Raw genomic sequence first — 15,872 nt, forward strand, 5'->3', positions numbered from 1 at the left:
GAATGAATACATACAAAGAATCATTAATCGACGGACTGGAGAGACTACTGATTGATCCAAAGTGCTTTCTCCTGGGAGAGGATGTAGAGGAGCCATATGGAGGTGCCTATACCATCACCAAGGGAATGAGCACGAAGTATCCTGGCAAGGTGCTTAACACACCGATGTCAGAACAGGGCTTCACCGGTATGGGTGTGGGTATGGCCTTAGCGGGCTATAAGCCCATTATCGAAATCATGTTCGGTGATTTCTCCACACTTATCATGGATCAGATACTGAACCATGCGTCGAAGTTTGTAGAGGGCTTTGAGAAGAAACTCCATTTGGTGGTACGTGACCCAATGGGTGGTTATCGTGGTTATGGAGCTACACACTCACAGTCTTTGGAGAAACTATACGTGGGACTGCCTCACATTGCTGTGATTACTCCTTCTGTACTTCACGAGCCAGGAGATTTGCTTATCAAGTCGATGAACCTTGGCGTGCCAGTTATCTTTGCCGAGAACAAGCTGGATTATACTCGCAAAATGTTCCAAGCAGAGAAGATTGCAGATGCGTTTGAAATTAAGTATCATGGTGGTGATTTCCCCATTGCAGAAGTATCCTTCCCCGATGAGGAAGCAGAAGTAACGATTGTGAGTTATGGCGGACTGATACATCCGCTGCTCCAGATGATGTACGACCTCTATATGGAAGAGGAAGTGGCTGTAAGGCTGCTGGATGTTAGCAGTCTGAGTCCGATGGACTTTGACTTGCTGCATTCTCTGCTGAAGGGTTGCAAGAAGATTATGACCGTGGAAGAAGGTCATATTCCGTTTGGCATTGGAGATACCGTGATTTCGCAAATGGTACAGCGTGGACTGATGGCGGAGTACAAGACCATTGGAGCCAAGCAGCATATCATTGGAACATCCAAGGAGGCAGAGGCTATGGCACTGCCACAGATGGAAGATATCAAGGAAACAATTCTTAACTGGTAAAGGAGGGAAGACAATGGACAAGAAAGAAGTATTGTACAGAATGATGCTCATCCGAGAGATGGAGCATAAGATTGAATCACTCTTCTCCCAGGGATTGCTCCGTGGTACTACCCACTGCTGCATTGGTCAGGAGGCTGTTCCTGTAGCATTGAGTTACCTGCTGAATATAGACCACGACTACCTTTGCAGCGGACATCGCGCTCACGGACTCTCGATGATGATGACCATGAAGCCGGAAACCCTGCTAGGTGAGATTATGGGCAAGCCATACGGTATGGCCAAAGGATTGGGTGGCAGTCAACATGTGTACTACAAGAACTATTTTACCAATGGTATCACGGGCGGTATGGCAACGGTGGCAACCGGTATCGCCTTTGCCTTGAAGCAGGATAAGACCGATGCTATCTCTGTGGTGGACTTTGGTGACGGTGCTATGAACGAGGGGTATGTATTGGAAGCCTTCAACTTGGCTGCAGAAATGAAACTGCCCGTGCTCTATATCTTGGAGAACAACGGTTATGCTATGAGCACGCCCGTGGAGACAGCCAATCCGTTTGTGGTATTCGAAGACCGTGTGAAGGGATTTGCTCTGCCTTATACCCGAGTAGAGGCATCTGATTTTGACAATCTCTATGAGGTGCTGAGCAAGGCAGTAAAGGCCGTCCGTGAGACACGTGAACCTCAGTTTGTGGAGGTGCTGACCCACCGCTTCTGTGGTCACAGCAAGAGCGACAAACGAGCCTACATCCCCAAGGAGCGCGATGACTACTGGCACGAGCATGACTGCATCAAGAGTGTGGCCAAGCAACTCACGGAGGCAGAAGTGAAAGAGATAGAAGCCTCTGTTGCTGCTGAAATAGAACGAGTATATCAGTACTGCACTACTCACTGATGACAAACATTACCCTGCCTGAAGCCCGGCAGCGACGCTTGACCTTCTATCTGGCGATGGAAGAGTATCTGGCGGGACATTGCGATGAGGAAATGTTCTTCCTCTGGCAAGTAGAGCCCACAGTTATCTTTGGGCGAAACCAGGTGCTTCAGGCAGAGGTGAATGTTGACTACTGTGAGAACCGACATATTCAGTATTATCGCAGGAAAAGTGGCGGCGGGTGTGTGTATGCAGACAAGGGGAACATTATGGTTTCCTATATCACACCTAAGACCACTGCAGACAAGGCATTTGAAGACTATTTAGGAAAGTTGGCTGATGCATTGAGGCAACTTGGATTTGATGCAGTAAGGTCTGAACATAACGATGTGTTGATTGGTTGCAGGAAAGTGTCCGGTAATGCCCTGTTTCAAAAAGAGAAGGCGAGCATTGTACACGGAACACTCCTGTATGATGTGGATATTAAGACTATGCAGGAAGCCATTACGCCACCCAAACAGAAACTGACCAAGCACGGGATAGCATCCGTCAGGCAGCGAGTGGCAAACCTAAAGGAACTTGGAATCAAGATGAGCGTAGAAGAACTGAAAGCACATCTGGCGAAGTATTTCTGTGAAGCAGAACGAGCACTCACAAAGGAGGAAATCTCGAGCATAGAAATGATAGAGCAGGAATACCTGACACCAGCATTTATTGGAAGGATATAGGATGGAAGACTTATTGATTATAGGAGCAGGCCCAGGCGGCTACGAAACCGCTGTGGAGGCTGCGAAGCGAGGAATGAAAGTGACCATCATCAATGACGGTACACTTGGAGGGGTATGTCTCAATGAGGGGTGTATCCCGACCAAAACATTCTGTCACTTTGCAGGGAAAGAAGACTTTGCTGCCGTTGCTGCACGGAAAGAGGCTGTAGTTAACCAACTCAGAAATGGTGTGGCCTATCTGCTGAAAAATCCCAATATAACGATTGTTGGGGGTAAGGCCAGTTTCAAAGATGATAAGACTGTAGTAGTAAATGGTGAAGTATATACCGCCAAAGATATTATCATTGCAACAGGTTCTAAGCCTGCCATTCTGCTCATTCCGGGTGCAGATTCAGAGATAGTTCTTACATCTACTGATGTTTTGAACTTGAAAGAATTACCCGAAAGCATCTGTGTGATTGGTGGTGGGGTGATTGGATTGGAAATGGCATCTTATCTTCATCGTTTTGGTGTAGAGGTAACTGTACTTGAATATGCACCACAGGTGCTACCTAACTTTGATGCAGAGGTATCCAAGCGTTTGAAGATGCTGCTTACCAAGCAAGGCATCAAGATTGAAACTGATGCCCAGGTGACAGCCATTGATGAGGAAGGTTTTGTAACCTATAAGAAGAAAGATCAGGAATACAATGTTGAGTGCGACAAGGTGCTGATGGCAGTTGGCAGAACGCCTAACACTTCAGACTTAAATCTAGAAGCCGCTGGTATTGCCTATAACAGAAAAGGTATAGAGGTGGATGATAATATGCAGACCTCTGTCCCTCGTATCTATGCCATTGGTGATGTGAATGGCAAGATGATGCTGGCGCATGTGGCAACTTTCCAAGGCACAAGAGCTTTGAACCACATTCAAGGCAAGAATGATAAGATCAAGTTTAATCTGATACCCGCTGCCGTATTTACCATCCCTGAGGTTGCATCAGTTGGTTTGACGGAGGCCCAATGTGATGATGAAGAATTGGATTACAAATCAGTTAAAGTACCATTTGGAGCAGTAGGAAAGGCTGTTGCTATGGGCGAACCTGATGGCTTCTGTAAACTGATTATTGACAACGAAACGAGAATCATGTTAGGTTGTCATATTATGGGTGCACATGCTTCTGACCTGATTCAGGAGGTCGTGACAATGATGAATCTGGGAGTGACCATTGATGATGCAAAAGACATTATCCATGCACACCCCACACTGAATGAGATTATACAAATAGTAGTACATCAAGCTGAATAATAACAAATAAAAGTAATATAATTATGGAATTTAAAGATTTAATTATCCCTACCATTAACGTGAATGACACTAAGGTTACTATTAGTGATATTCGTAAGGAAAATCTGGAGTACATCGAAGATGGTGAAGTGCTCTATAGTGTAGAAACATCTAAGGCCACTGAGGAATACAAGTGTGATTTTGCCGGATATGTTGTTTTGTATGTTGAGGATATGGACGAGGTAGAAGTAGGCAAGAGCGCTGGTATGATTTTCAAGAACCTTGATGATGCTAAGGCTAAGTTGGCTGAAGTAAATGAGGCTAAGCAGAAGGCTAAGAAACTGGCTTCTGTAAATGCATCGAAGAAGGCCATTGCCTATGCTGAAGAAAAAGGTGTTGATATCACCTTGATTCAGAAGGATGGAATTATCAAGACTCAGGATATTGACGAATGGATTGCAAATCATAAGTAAGGAAAGGACGGATATGAATATTAGTACAATTAAGGGAGTAAGAATGGAGGCTATTGCAGCCTGCGTTCCCGAGAATAAAGTAGATAACCTTGAGTTCGCCAGGAGCCATTTTGAAGAGGATATGACATCCACCCTTAAGGCATTGGGTGTATTGGAGCGCCATGTTGCCGTTAAGGAGGAAACCACCAGTATGGATATGTGCGTTGCCGCTGCAGAAAAGATTTTTGCAGAAGGTGGCGTGAAGAAAGAAGATATTGGAGCCGTTATTTACGTCACATTGACTCCAGACTTTCTAATGCCCAATAACTCAACATACGCTCAGCATTTGCTTGGACTGGGAAAGGATGTGGCCACACTAGATATCAATCATGCGTGCCCTGGCTATGTGTTTGGTCTGTGGAATGCTGCATTGATTGCACAGAACATGCAGAAGAAGGTGTTGCTACTGGATGGTGACATTAACTCCAAGTACGTTTCTCAATGGGACAAGAGTACGGCTTTACTGTTCGGTGATGCCGGTACGGCAACAGTGGTGACTCCTGATGCGAGCGCTCCTGATTGGCATTTCACCTTTATGAGTGATGGTAGCAATCGTGATGCTATTACCGTGAAGTTGGGTATGCGTTATCCATTGAAGAAAGAGTATCTGGATTATCAGGTATGGGAAGATGGCGGCAAGCGTAGGTTCATCGATATGTATATGAATGGTCGTGCCGTGTTTGACTATGTGGTTGATGTGGTTCCTGAGATTGCCAATGCCTTTATGGATGAGTTGGAGACTAGTGGTGAAGAGTATGATAAGTTGGTTCTTCATCAAGCAAATCATTTCATGCTGAAAAAGTTGGCAAAGGCTATTGGCTTTGACCATAAGACCCAGATGCCGGTTTGTATGAATAAGTATGGTAATACTTCTTCAGTGTCTATTCCAATGACAATATCTTCAGAACTATCAGAGCCCGTTAATCATATCTTTATGATTGGTATGGGAGCCGGATTGGCTTCAGGCATTGCAGATATTTCACTGAAAGGATTGAAGAATTTTGGTGTAATTGAGAAAGACCTATAAACATGAAGTTTTATACAAAAAAAACTATAGAATTATCCAGAGAGGAGAAGGAAAGTCTTATCAAACTATATAATGAAACTTTCGATGAAAAGCGAACATTGGAAGAGTTTGATAGGCAGTTTCTGAATAATCCTCTCGGTTATTCTTACCATACCATAGGTGATAATGATGGTGAGATAATCTCATCAAACACCATGATTCCTGCTTACTATACTATAAATGGCAAGAAATTGCTCTTTGTGTGTAGTGTGGATACTATGGTTGACAAAAATCACCGTGGAATAGAAAATTTTTACGATACGAGTAAAGAATCGTTTAGAGTTTCTGAGGAAATTGGGGCAAAAGCTGTTTATGGATTCCCCAATGACAACTCATACACACTTTTCACGAAATTGAAATTTATGAAAGACATAGGTAAGCTAAAAACATATTGCTTACCATATCGTATTGGTGGCATTAAACCTTCTATGACGATTTTTAATATTGTTTCAATTCTATTCTGTAGGTTATGGATATCTATAAGTTCATTATTCGCATCGAGAGATTTGCATGATTTTACAATAGAGAAAGAAAGTGACAGCTATAATGCAACTCGCTATAAGAGGGCAGACGCCAACTATGTAGTAGCAGGTGATAAAGGATGTCAGTTCGCATATAAAATTATGAATTATGATGGAATAAGAACTGCATTTCTTATTGATGTGTTTAATAAATCAGCAAAGAATTTTTGCAAGGCTGTTAACTATATCGTAAGAAATGAAGAAAATCGATTTGACCTCTTGCTATATGTCGGTGATTTGCCTTTTAGCCATTATGGCATGGTGAAAATACCAAAAAAGTTTGAGCCGAAGGATTTTAATTTTACCGGTGCAATTATAGATAAGGAAGCTATTAGTAAAGAGGCTTTCTTTAATCAGTCAAATTGGGATGTGAATCTCTCAAACTACGATTTGTTGTGAAATGAAAAATGTATTAGTTATAGTAGCCCATCCAGATGATGAAGTTCTTGGGATGGGTGGTACGATAGCCAAATTGGTTAAGGATGGTTGTGTGGTTGATGTCCTTATTGTAACTGACGGCAGTTCATCACAATATCGAGACTCTGACCATTTGGCAGAGATAATTGAAGCTAAAAAGAAAGAGACACGTAATTGTGCAGATGTTTTGGGAGTCCGTGGTGTTTATTATGGCGAGCTGCCTGATATGAAATTAGACACAACCCCTCATATTAGAATTAATCAGGTGATTGAAGATGTGATTGACAAGGTACAGCCTGACATAGTTTTTACACATTTCTGGGGTGATGTTAATTGTGACCATCAGAATGTGTATAAGAGTACGCTGGTTGCAGTGCGACCTGTGATGGGGCAGGTGGTGAAGGAATTGTACTGCTACCGCGTGCCATCTTCTACAGAATGGACACCCAATAAGGCAGACACGATGTTTATGCCTAATGTGTTTGTGGATATAGGGCAATATGCAGAGCAAAAATATAAGGCATTTGCTTGCTATTCTACTGAACTTCGTGAATATCCTCATCCTCGTTCGGTACAACATCTTAGAGAAATAGATAAGGCAGCGGGCTTGAAGGTCGGTTTGCTGGCTGCTGAGGAATTTGTGTTATTACGAAAACTATTTTAAAAGATGTACGAATTCTTTAAGCGTTGCTTTGATCTTCTCTTTGCAGTTTGTTTTTTGATTGTCTTTTCACCAATCTATATAATTAGCTGGCTGATTATTAAGATTGTCAGTCCTGGTCCTGCCATCTATAAGGCAGAGAGAGTGGGGAAAGATGGCAAATTGTTTAAATGCTATAAGTTCCGCTCTATGAGAGTGGATAGTGGTAAAGTGCGTTTGACAACTTTAGGTAACGACGAACGCATCTTCCCCTTTGGGCAGTTTATCCGTAAGACTAAGATTGACGAGATGCCCCAGGTGGTGAACATCTTAAAAGGAGATATGACAGTTGTAGGCCCGCGCCCAGAGGATAAAGAAAATGCAGATAAGGTATATGTGGGAGAGTTAGTACATATCCTTGATGTAAAGCCAGGTTTGACCAGCACAGCAAGCTTGTATGATTATACACATGGAGAACTGTATGAGGATGAAGAATCATACGAAAAGGAATTCATGCCTAAGAAGCTTAAACTGGAAATGTACTATGTTAATCACAGGTCTTTCTGGAATGATATACATTTGGTGTTAAAGACAGCATGGTTGATAATATTAAGGACTTGCGGTAAGACTGATTTTGAAGAACCAAAGGAGCTGGGAGAGGTATAAGGTGAATAATAGTCAGGATATATTCTTTGCGTTAGTTCGGGTTGGTCTGTGGAACGACGGAAATCTGGATTTACGGATTGATGAAACTACGGATTGGACTGAGATTTATAGATTAGCTCAGGAACAGTCCGTTTCTGGATTGGTACTCTCAGGATTAGAGTCTTTAGGCGCAAAGCCTCCACAAACGCTATTACTGCAGTGGATAGGGGAAGTACAGGTGCTGGAGCAGCAGAACAAGGCTATGAATAGCTTTGTGGCGAAGTTGATTGAAAACTTGCGCAAGCACGGTGTCTATACTTTGTTGGTAAAAGGACAGGGGATTGCACAATGCTATGAGAAACCACTTTGGCGTTCGTGCGGAGATGTGGATTTATTTTTGAGCGATGAAAACTATAATCGAGCAAAGGAAGTATTAATGCCAATAGCCTCCTCTGTTGACAAGGAATATGAGAGAGAGAAGCATCTGGGAATGACAATCGACGGCTTTGTGGTGGAACTGCATGGGACAATGTATAGCGGTTTATCATCCAATGTAGAAAGAGTACTTGACGAAGTTAAGAAAGCCGTTTTCTTTGAGGGAAAGGTTCGTTCATGGATGAATGGCAGTACACAAGTGCTTCTGCCAAATGCAAACGAAGATGTAGTTTATGTGTTTACACACATGCTACAGCACTTCTTTAAGGAAGGCTTGGGCTTGAGACAGGTATGTGACTGGTGTAGATTACTATGGACGTACAAGGATTCACTGAATTATGGATTTTTAGAATCTCGGATTAAGAGTGCTGGTCTGATGTCTGAATGGAAAGCATTTGCTGCATTAGCTGTTGATTTTCTGGGTATACCAGCTGATGCAATGCCATTCTATTCTTCTTCTCGGAAATGGAGTCGTAAGGCAAAGAGAATTTGCAAGTTTGTGATGGAAGTAGGAAATATGGGTCATAATCGAGATAATAGCAATCTTGCGAAGCCGTATTTAATGAGGAAAGTTTATTCGTTTGGACGTAGGTGTGGTGATCTCATGCGTCACGGTTTTATATTTCCACTTGACTCTTTGAGGTTTTTCACTAGCATAGTATTTAATGGGCTGCAAAGTGTAGTTAGAGGGGAGTAAATTACTATATGCTTATTGATGAACAGCTTTTTGACATTCTGACAAGACAAGCGAGGGCGAATCCCCGTCTGAGGCAAACGATGGAATTACGTAATTCTTCAGAGAATTTGTCAATGTGGATGTTTAATGTGCTCTTCACTATCCTTTAGAAGTGTTTTGGTTTCCTTTATGGAAAATACGGCTTTACAGTTGGGGAAAGCGAAAAGACAATTTATGAATATGATTATGAGAGTATTGGGTGTTGTGATGATTCTACTGACTGCCCATAATGTGATTGCAGCAAACTGGTTGTTCAAGAACGGGAAGAGCGATTATAAAATAGTAGTTACATCTGAAGCCTCTGTATCAGAACAGACAGCAGCAAAAGAATTGCAGGATTATCTTTATCAAATCAGCGGAACGCGTCTCCCTATCACATCGGATGTAAATAATCTCAGTAATAGCATATTCGTAGGTTATTCATCCAAGGTGGCGGAATTGACAGGAAAGCCCAAACCTGCAGATGATGATGAGGGTTTTTATTATCAAAGTGTTGGAGGGAATCTTCTTATTTGGGGAGGAAGTCAACGTGGTACTATGTATGGCGTGTTTACTTTTTTAGAGAAAGAACTTGGGGTACATTGGCTTGCACCAGACTGTACGATAGTACCACAGCGGAAACGATGGAAACTACCGCTGTTAAACCACCACGAGAGTCCTGCAATCCCTTATCGATATAATTTCTATTACGTTACTCAAAATAAACCTGCGTGGAGTGCTCATAACAAGGAGAATATGCGCGGCCCTGCCACTAATGAGTATGGTAATCAAGAGGGCTATTGGAGTCACCACACCATGGGGCGGCTGATTCCTGTGCATGAGTTCTATCAAAGCAATCCAGAATATTTTAGCCTACGGGAAGGTAAGCGCTTGTCACAAAATGAACAATTATGTCTTTCCAACCCCGATGTTTTGGAATTGTGCAAACAACGACTCCGAAAGGTGATGCATGACAATTCAGGATACCGAATCTATAGTCTTTCCCAGAATGATAACCTCAATTTTTGTCAGTGCAAACAGTGTACAGCCATTGAGGATAAATATGGAGGGCATTCTGGTCTTATCGTATGGTTTGTCAACCAAGTTGCAGACGCAGTACGCGAAGAATTTCCAGATAAGTATGTAGGTACTTTCGCATACCATTATTCACGCAAGCCACCTGTGAATATTGTACCGCGTGAGAATGTAGTTATCCGATTGTGTAGTGCTGAATGCTGTTTTGCCCATCCTCTTTTGTCTGGTTGTCCACAGAATGAAGGGTATGAAAGTGACCTACGCGGGTGGGCTGCTATTGCACCACATCTTTTCATCTGGGACTATATAGTGGATTTTGCTCAGTATGTGGCACCTTGGCCTAATTTCCATGTTCTTGCCCCCAATATACGTGCATATCGTGATAACAAAGCAATAGGTGTTTTTGAGGAGGCACAATATCAGTCTTTAGGTGCTGAGTTTGAGGAGATGAAATCGTGGACGGTTACCCAGCTGTTATGGAATCCGGATCAGGACACAGACTCGCTAGTAAGTATCTTTATTAACGGTTATTACGGAAAAGCCGCCCATCGGGTTATGGAGTACTATAATCTATGCCAGTCGTTAGTAGAGCCAGATGTGCACTTTGGTTTTTATATCCGAGAAAATCATGCGATATACACAGATGAGTTTCTTCATCAGTCTTTCGCACTTTTAGATGATGCGAGGCGATTGGCCGATAGCAAGGATGTAAGTGAAAGAGTAGAGCGCGTCCGTATGCAACCTTTATTTCTTCAATGTATGCGACATAGAGACAAATCTCTTCAGGATGGAACATGGGATGAACTTATAATGTTGATGCGCAAATATAACACAAGACCAAGAGAAAAGCAGACCCTGGATGATTTTGTATCTCATAAGTAGAATTAAGATCGTAGTAAAAAATTAGTGAAATAGTTCAAATATGATTAATATAAAATGATATTTGATGAGTTGACCAGAAAGGCTAAGGTATATCAGTGGCTAAGGCAAGGTGTGAATCTACAGAATAATCCTGAGGTTATAAGTCAAAGCATGTTGAATGTATTGGAATCCGAAACAATTATGTCGATTAAGTATCTAATATAAGTAAGCTGGGCATTTTAAGTATAGCTGGTAAGGTGAGAAAAGAGTTTAAAACTTATATTTTATCGCTTATCAATGATATACCCCATGGGTTTTATGAGGGGGCGTTGTCGATATTATGTGTTGGGTTAGTTGTCTTTTTGGTATGGAAAGGTAAACAAGCTGGGCAATATATTGCGAGGCTAATTCTCATAGAATTTACTGTTTTGATTTATTATTCTACTATAATATGTCGAGCAACAAAAGTTTCAAGAGAGTATAATTTTACCCTCTTTTGGAGTTATGAGAAGCCGGAGCTATTTGTTGAGAACATCATGAATGTAGTGGTGTTTGTGCCAATAGGGTTATTATTAGGTGCAGGCATTAAAGATCTGAAATGGTGGTATGCACTACTAATAGGTTTCTGCCTGTCTAGTTTAATAGAAATCCTTCAGTTTGTGTTTAAGAAGGGGTTTGCGGAATTTGATGATGTGATGCATAATACCATTGGATGTATCGTGGGATACATTCTGGTTAAGGGTTCAAGGTTAATGGTTAAAACAAGTAAATAATATAAATATGGCTGAAAGAAAGAGAATTTATCTGTGCCTGGCTCATATGAGCGAGGACGGAATGGAACAAAAGTACGTGAAAGAAGCATTCGATACGAACTGGGTAGTACCTCTTGGCCCGAATGTGAATGGGTTTGAAAAAGACCTGGAACAGTTCATAGTTCATAGTTCAGAGTTCACAGTTAGACCTGCGCTTGAAAACAAGCGTGTGGTGGCGTTGTCGGCAGGTACTGCTGCGGTGCATCTGGGATTGTTGAACTGCGGTGTGAAGCCGGGTGATGAAGTGATCGTGCAGTCGTTTACGTTTTGTGCTTCGACGCATCCTGTGACTTATCTTGGAGCTACACCGGTGCTCGTGGATTCAGAGCCTGATACATGGAACATCGACCCGGAACTGCTGGAAGAGGCCATCAAAGACCGTATTGCCAAGACGGGCAAGAAACCTGCTGCTATTGTGCCAGTAGCTCTGTATGGTATGCCGTATAAGGCTGACCGCATCATGGAGATTGCCAACAAGTACGGGATTCCTGTAGTGGAGGATGCTGCTGAAGGCTTTGGCTCAAAGTACAAAGGGCAGGTGCTTGGTACATTCGGTAAATATGGTGTACTGTCGTTCAATGGTAACAAGATGATTACGACCTCTGGTGGTGGTGCGCTGATTACGGCGAATGATGATGAGTGGCGTGAGATTATGATGTATGCTACGCAGTATCGTGAGAGCTATCCGTACTATCAGCACGAGAAGATAGGTTATAACTATCGTATGAGTAACATCTGTGCTGGTATCGGTAGGGGACAGATGACGGTGGTGAATGACCACCTTGCTCACCATAAGCACGTGCAGAAGATGTACGAGGAGTTGTTGTCTGATGTGCCAGGAGTACATGTTCACTCTCAGCCTAACAACGGTGATTATGACTCAAATTACTGGCTGTGCACTATCACTATAGATGAGGATGTGAAGGTAAAGGGACAGGAGGATGCTTATAAGACTATCGTGACTGGTGCAGTAGGAGGTGCTGCCGGTGTCATCCATGCAGCAGAGTCTGCTCACACCGACTGTGAACCCAATGCTAACGTAGAAGCTATGCGCGTAGCACTCGACAAGGCGCAGATTGAAGCACGTCCAGTATGGAAGCCAATGCACAAGCAGCCTTGCTATAAGGATGTTCCCGCATACGTTAATGGCGTATCTGAAGCATTGTTCAAGGTTGGTATGTGTCTCCCTGCAGGTCCATACGTCAGTGATGATGATGTGAAATACATTGTTGAGACAATAAAGGAAAACATCATCGGATGAAGATTATCCTGAGTGTAATCTGGCAATTTTGTAGCTACTTGTTCGTACCTCAGTGGGGAAAACATAAGCAATAATCTACAATGGAAAAGTATCAATTTCATATTTTCAGCCCTTATAGGGTTTGCCCACTGGGGGCACATGTGGATCATCAGCATGGATTGGTGACAGGGTTTGCGATTGACAAGGGAGTTGACCTTTGGTTCAATGTGCGGAAGGATAGTACCGTCAAACTGACATCGAGGACGTTTGAGGGTGATGTTGAATTTGAAATCGACAAGCCTTCACAAGTGAAAGAACACCATTGGGGAGATTATGCCCGTGGTGCTAAGTATGCTCTTCGCAAAAGGTTTGAACTGAAGTATGGTATCGAGGGAGTCATTCAAGGTAGTCTGCCTGTTGGTGGATTATCATCCAGTGCAGCCGTGCTAATTGCATACGTGATGGCTTTTGCTAAAGCAAACGATATGATTCTACAGCCGTTTGAGGTTGTAAAAATCGCTTCAGAGGCTGAACGGGAGTACATCGGTCTGAATAATGGTTTGCTGGACCAGGCGTGTATTGCCCTTGGCAAGAAGGATGGCCTGTTGTTCCTCGACTGTGACAGCAACGACTGGCGTATCATCAAACGCAATCCTGACATGCTGGAGTTTGAGATTGGTATTTTCTTCTCTGGACTGACAAGAAGCCTTGTGAATTCGGATTATAATCTGCGTGTCTATGAGTGCAAGACGGCGGCTTGGAATATGCTGGCCTATACGGAACAGCCGCTGAAGACGTTTGACAAGACGTTCTTGCGGGATATTCCCAAGGCAACATTTGAAAAGACGAAGATCGCTATGCCAGCGAGGTTTGCTCGTCGTGCAGAACATTTTTATAGTGAGTACCGCCGTGTGCGTCAGGGAGTGACAGCATGGGAAACGGGCAATATGAAGCTGTTCGGAAAACTGTCATTTGACTCATGTGAAAGCAGCATCCATAACTATGAGTGTGGTTCACCTGAACTGATTGCTATATACGAGATTATGCGTCAGTTGCCAGGCGTGTATGGTGGTCGTTTCTCTGGCGCAGGCTTCAAAGGCGCTTGTATCGCCCTCGTAGATCCTGCCTATAAGGAGGATATTCAGAAGGTGCTCACAGAGAAGTATCTGGAACAGTTCCCCGAATATGAAAAAACATTCCAAGTGTTCTGGGTGAAGCCGGATGATGGGGCAAGATTTGTTGAAGATTGACAGTTATGAAGAATATAGTTATTGCAGCGGGATATGCAACGAGGTTAGGAGAGTTGACTAAGAACTTCCCAAAACCATTGCTGAAGATTGGAGAGAATACCATCTTGGGAAGGATGTTGGATGATATTGACAGTATTCCTGAGATTGATGAACATATCATTATTACGAATCATAAGTTCGCAGGTATCTTCGAAGATTGGAAGAAGGATTTGCATTATAGCAAGCCTATTACCATCGTTGATGATGGGACAGAGACTAATGACACTCGCCTAGGAGCTGTATGCGATTTGTTGTTTGCAATGGATAAACTCCAGATTGATGATGATTTGTTAGTAGTGGCAGCGGATAATCTGCTGTTTTTCTCGTTCCAAGAGTTTGTAGACTTCGCAAAAGAGAAACAGACGAGTTGCATCATGTGTCATGAGCAACCCTCGATAGAGAAACTTCAGCGCACGGGTGTGGTGGAACTTGATGAGAACCACCGGGTGCTGGGTATGGAAGAGAAACCGCAAGTGCCAAAGAGCCACTGGGCAGTACCACCTTTTTATATCTATCTAAAGAAGGATCTCGACTTGATACGTCATTCTGTTGAGGATGGCTGTGGCAAGGATGCACCAGGCAATCTCGCCCACTATATGGTGGAGCATACCACTATGCATGCTTGGCCCATGAGTGCCGGGCGTTTTGACATTGGTAGCCTCGATACGTATTACGAGGCCGTCGAGAAATACGGTAAGTAACGAAAACGATTTCATGAAGACAATATTAGTTACGGGAAGTGCCGGATTTATTGGTTCGAACTTGGTGCTACGTTTGTTCAAGGAACTGAGCGAAGGTACCATTGTGGGCTTGGATAATCTGAATGATTATTATGATCCTACACTGAAAGATTATCGCCTCAGTGTGATTGAAAAAGCTAAACCCTCCACGCTGAACTACGAGTTCGTTAAGGGCGATTTGGCTGACAAAGCACTGATTGATGGACTGTTTGAGAAGTACCACTTTGATGTGGTGGTGAACCTAGCTGCTCAGGCTGGTGTACGTTATAGCATCACCAATCCTGATGCCTATATACAGAGCAACATGATAGGCTTCTATAACATACTGGAGGCGTGCAGGCATAACCCTGTAGAGCATCTGGTATATGCTTCTTCAAGTTCTGTCTATGGTGGCAATAAAAAGGTGCCATTTAGCACGGATGACCGTGTGGATAATCCAGTGTCGCTCTACGCAGCCACCAAGAAAAGCAATGAGTTGTTTGCCCACTGCTATTCAAAGTTGTATGACATTCCCACAACAGGCTTGCGCTTTTTTACGGTATATGGCCCTGCCGGTCGTCCTGATATGGCATACTTCGGTTTTACCAACAAACTGCTGAAAGGCGAGACCATCCAGATATTCAACTACGGCAATTGCCGTCGTGACTTCACTTACGTCGATGATATCGTAGAGGGTGTTTATCGAGTGATGCAAGGTGCTCCAGAGCGCAAGAAGGGTGAAGATGGCCTGCCCATCCCTCCATATGCAGTCTATAACATAGGTGGTGGCCAGCCAGAGAACCTGCTGGATTTTGTAAACATCCTGCAAGAAGAATTGGTTCGTGCCGGTGTCCTTCCCCCAGATTTCGACTTCGAGGCACATAAGCAACTCGTCCCCATGCAGCCTGGTGATGTCCCCACCACCTATGCCGATGCTACAGCCCTAGAACGTGACTTCGGATTTACACCAAAGATAACGTTGAGGGAGGGATTGAGGAAGTTTGCGGAATGGTATAAGGAGTTCTATGGCCACAAATGATGGTAATCGAACGAATTTAGCAAGTAGCAAGATACAGACAAGTCGGTCATTGAGCTATTGGTTTGAGAGCAACTTCCAAT

Annotated in this window: 17 protein-coding genes; all 17 read left to right on the forward strand. The window is 43.3% G+C overall.

Annotated features, from left to right (window positions below):
• The first annotated feature begins 2 nt into the window (after window positions 1-2).
• On the forward strand, window positions 3-980 hold the full coding sequence (locus M1D30_RS03620; RefSeq protein WP_248506358.1) for an alpha-ketoacid dehydrogenase subunit beta: 978 nt from the start codon (window positions 3-5) through the stop codon (window positions 978-980).
• Window positions 981-993: 13 nt separating this feature from the next.
• Window positions 994-1,872, forward strand: a complete 879-nt coding sequence (locus M1D30_RS03625) for a thiamine pyrophosphate-dependent dehydrogenase E1 component subunit alpha (RefSeq protein WP_248506360.1) — start codon at window positions 994-996, stop codon at window positions 1,870-1,872.
• Entirely contained in the window at window positions 1,872-2,579 is a 708-nt protein-coding gene (locus M1D30_RS03630) for a lipoate--protein ligase family protein (RefSeq protein ID WP_248506362.1), read from the forward strand. The genes M1D30_RS03625 and M1D30_RS03630 overlap by 1 nt, the downstream gene beginning before the upstream one ends.
• Before the next feature lies 1 nt (window position 2,580).
• Entirely contained in the window at window positions 2,581-3,867 is a 1,287-nt protein-coding gene (gene lpdA / locus M1D30_RS03635; protein ID WP_248506364.1) for a dihydrolipoyl dehydrogenase, read from the forward strand.
• Between the two features lie 23 nt (window positions 3,868-3,890).
• On the forward strand, window positions 3,891-4,319 hold the full coding sequence (locus M1D30_RS03640; protein WP_248506366.1) for a hypothetical protein: 429 nt from the start codon (window positions 3,891-3,893) through the stop codon (window positions 4,317-4,319).
• 13 nt (window positions 4,320-4,332) lie between these two features.
• Window positions 4,333-5,385, forward strand: a complete 1,053-nt coding sequence (locus tag M1D30_RS03645) for a ketoacyl-ACP synthase III (protein WP_248506368.1) — start codon at window positions 4,333-4,335, stop codon at window positions 5,383-5,385.
• A gap of 2 nt (window positions 5,386-5,387) precedes the next feature.
• Window positions 5,388-6,344: a GNAT family N-acetyltransferase gene (locus M1D30_RS03650; protein WP_248506370.1), complete on the forward strand. Its 957-nt coding sequence runs from the start codon at window positions 5,388-5,390 to the stop codon at window positions 6,342-6,344.
• A 1-nt stretch (window position 6,345) separates the two neighbouring features.
• The gene (locus M1D30_RS03655) at window positions 6,346-7,026 is read left to right on the forward strand and encodes a PIG-L deacetylase family protein (protein WP_248506372.1); all 681 of its coding nucleotides are present in this window, start codon (window positions 6,346-6,348) and stop codon (window positions 7,024-7,026) included.
• A gap of 3 nt (window positions 7,027-7,029) precedes the next feature.
• A complete protein-coding gene (locus M1D30_RS03660) occupies window positions 7,030-7,668 on the forward strand; it encodes a sugar transferase (protein ID WP_248506374.1) in 639 nt (212 codons plus the stop codon).
• A gap of 1 nt (window position 7,669) precedes the next feature.
• Complete coding sequence (locus M1D30_RS03665; protein WP_248506384.1) at window positions 7,670-8,779, forward strand: nucleotidyltransferase family protein; 1,110 nt, start codon at window positions 7,670-7,672, stop codon at window positions 8,777-8,779.
• A gap of 8 nt (window positions 8,780-8,787) precedes the next feature.
• Window positions 8,788-8,928: a DUF6016 domain-containing protein gene (locus M1D30_RS13780; protein ID WP_371874165.1), complete on the forward strand. Its 141-nt coding sequence runs from the start codon at window positions 8,788-8,790 to the stop codon at window positions 8,926-8,928.
• A gap of 64 nt (window positions 8,929-8,992) precedes the next feature.
• Window positions 8,993-10,714: a DUF4838 domain-containing protein gene (locus tag M1D30_RS03670; protein ID WP_248506386.1), complete on the forward strand. Its 1,722-nt coding sequence runs from the start codon at window positions 8,993-8,995 to the stop codon at window positions 10,712-10,714.
• A gap of 236 nt (window positions 10,715-10,950) precedes the next feature.
• Complete coding sequence (locus M1D30_RS03675) at window positions 10,951-11,466, forward strand: VanZ family protein (protein WP_248506388.1); 516 nt, start codon at window positions 10,951-10,953, stop codon at window positions 11,464-11,466.
• A gap of 7 nt (window positions 11,467-11,473) precedes the next feature.
• Window positions 11,474-12,766: a DegT/DnrJ/EryC1/StrS aminotransferase family protein gene (locus tag M1D30_RS03680; RefSeq protein WP_248506390.1), complete on the forward strand. Its 1,293-nt coding sequence runs from the start codon at window positions 11,474-11,476 to the stop codon at window positions 12,764-12,766.
• 80 nt (window positions 12,767-12,846) lie between these two features.
• On the forward strand, window positions 12,847-13,995 hold the full coding sequence (locus M1D30_RS03685) for a galactokinase family protein (RefSeq protein ID WP_248506392.1): 1,149 nt from the start codon (window positions 12,847-12,849) through the stop codon (window positions 13,993-13,995).
• Between the two features lie 5 nt (window positions 13,996-14,000).
• Window positions 14,001-14,735 carry a nucleotidyltransferase family protein gene (locus M1D30_RS03690; protein ID WP_248506393.1) on the forward strand — a complete coding sequence of 245 codons (735 nt, stop codon included), beginning with the start codon at window positions 14,001-14,003 and terminating at the stop codon, window positions 14,733-14,735.
• A 13-nt stretch (window positions 14,736-14,748) separates the two neighbouring features.
• Window positions 14,749-15,792, forward strand: a complete 1,044-nt coding sequence (locus M1D30_RS03695; RefSeq protein WP_248506395.1) for an NAD-dependent epimerase/dehydratase family protein — start codon at window positions 14,749-14,751, stop codon at window positions 15,790-15,792.
• Window positions 15,793-15,872: the final 80 nt, after the last annotated feature.

Origin of the sequence: Prevotella sp. E15-22, from assembly GCF_023204875.1 — a bacterium.
Lineage (GTDB): Bacteria > Bacteroidota > Bacteroidia > Bacteroidales > Bacteroidaceae > Prevotella.

Coding starts and splice junctions, on each gene's coding strand:
- M1D30_RS03650 (WP_248506370.1), top strand. CDS start 5,388: ATGAAGTTTTATACAAAAAAAACTATAGAATTATCCAGAGAGGAGAAG.
- M1D30_RS03695 (WP_248506395.1), top strand. CDS start 14,749: ATGAAGACAATATTAGTTACGGGAAGTGCCGGATTTATTGGTTCGAAC.
- M1D30_RS03645 (WP_248506368.1), top strand. CDS start 4,333: ATGAATATTAGTACAATTAAGGGAGTAAGAATGGAGGCTATTGCAGCC.
- M1D30_RS03680 (WP_248506390.1), top strand. CDS start 11,474: ATGGCTGAAAGAAAGAGAATTTATCTGTGCCTGGCTCATATGAGCGAG.
- M1D30_RS03685 (WP_248506392.1), top strand. CDS start 12,847: ATGGAAAAGTATCAATTTCATATTTTCAGCCCTTATAGGGTTTGCCCA.
- lpdA (WP_248506364.1), top strand. CDS start 2,581: ATGGAAGACTTATTGATTATAGGAGCAGGCCCAGGCGGCTACGAAACC.
- M1D30_RS03640 (WP_248506366.1), top strand. CDS start 3,891: ATGGAATTTAAAGATTTAATTATCCCTACCATTAACGTGAATGACACT.
- M1D30_RS03625 (WP_248506360.1), top strand. CDS start 994: ATGGACAAGAAAGAAGTATTGTACAGAATGATGCTCATCCGAGAGATG.
- M1D30_RS03690 (WP_248506393.1), top strand. CDS start 14,001: ATGAAGAATATAGTTATTGCAGCGGGATATGCAACGAGGTTAGGAGAG.
- M1D30_RS03655 (WP_248506372.1), top strand. CDS start 6,346: ATGAAAAATGTATTAGTTATAGTAGCCCATCCAGATGATGAAGTTCTT.
- M1D30_RS13780 (WP_371874165.1), top strand. CDS start 8,788: ATGCTTATTGATGAACAGCTTTTTGACATTCTGACAAGACAAGCGAGG.
- M1D30_RS03620 (WP_248506358.1), top strand. CDS start 3: ATGAATACATACAAAGAATCATTAATCGACGGACTGGAGAGACTACTG.
- M1D30_RS03670 (WP_248506386.1), top strand. CDS start 8,993: ATGAATATGATTATGAGAGTATTGGGTGTTGTGATGATTCTACTGACT.
- M1D30_RS03630 (WP_248506362.1), top strand. CDS start 1,872: ATGACAAACATTACCCTGCCTGAAGCCCGGCAGCGACGCTTGACCTTC.
- M1D30_RS03660 (WP_248506374.1), top strand. CDS start 7,030: ATGTACGAATTCTTTAAGCGTTGCTTTGATCTTCTCTTTGCAGTTTGT.